Below are 1,226 nucleotides of genomic sequence, written 5' to 3' on the forward strand. Positions count from 1 at the left end.
GACACGCACTATTCGCCGATTTCCTGGGCCGAAGCGTTCGACCTGATTGGCGAGCACATCCGGGTCTCCACGCCGGACCGGTGCGTCTTCTACACGTCCGGCCGCACGGCGAACGAGACGGCGTTTATGTACCAGTTGTTCGCGCGGGCCCTGGGCACGAACAACCTGCCGGACTGTTCCAACATGTGCCACGAGTCCTCGGGCTCGGCGCTGAACCCGACCATCGGCATCGGCAAAGGGACCGTGTCCCTGGAAGACATCCACGACTCCGAGCTCATCTTCGTCGTCGGGCAAAACCCCGGCACCAACCACCCCCGGATGCTCTCGGCGCTGAAAGAGTGCAAGGACAACGGCGGTAAAGTGGTGGCCGTCAACCCGCTGCCGGAGGCCGGCCTCTTCAACTTCAAGGACCCGCAGACCATCTCCGGTGTGGTCGGCGGCGGCACCCCGCTCGCCGATGAGTACCTCCAGATCAAGGTCGGCGGTGACCTGGCACTGTTCCAGGCACTGGGCCACCTGCTCCTGGCGGAGGAAGAACGCAACCCCGGCACCGTCGTCGACCGTTCCTTCATCGACGCCCAAACCGACGGCTTCGATGCCTACAGTGACGCCCGCCGGGAACTCGACTGGGCCGAAACCGAGAAAGCGACCGGCCTGTCCCGGCAGCAGATCGAGGATGTGGCCGGGATGCTGGTCCGGTCCAAGGCCACCATCTTCTGCTGGGCCCTCGGCGTCACGCAGCAGCCGCACTCGGTGGACACCATCAAGGAGATGGTCAACGTCCTGCTGCTGCAGGGCAACTTCGGCAAGCCCGGCGCCGGCGCCTGCCCGGTCCGCGGGCACTCCAACGTCCAGGGCGACCGGACCATGGGCATCTGGGAGAAGCCCAAGGAGTGGCTCCTGGCCGCCCTGGACAACGAGTTCGGGATCCAGTCCCCGCGGCACCACGGGTATGACGCAGTCGAGGCCATGGAAGCGTTCGAGCGTGACGAGGTGGACGTTTTTGTCTCCATGGGCGGAAACTTCTCGCTCGCCTGCTCGGACACCGAAACCCTGGAAGCGGGCATGCAGCGGATCGGCCTGACCGTGCACATCTCCACCAAGCCGAACCGCTCCCACGTGGTGCACGGGCGCACGTCGCTGATCCTGCCCACGCTGGGGCGGACCGACAAGGACGACAAGCACCCCAAGGGCGCGCAGTTCCTGTCCGTGGAGGACTCCATGTC

Annotated in this window: 1 protein-coding gene; it reads left to right on the top strand. The window is 65.7% G+C overall.

All coding sequences use genetic code 11. From position 1 onward, the window contains the following. Nucleotides 1-1,226, top strand: a 1,226-nt coding sequence (locus ACVWY0_RS22315; RefSeq protein WP_485838635.1) for a molybdopterin-dependent oxidoreductase, incomplete at both ends; no start/stop codon positions are given.

The organism is Arthrobacter sp. UYNi723 (assembly GCF_054057635.1).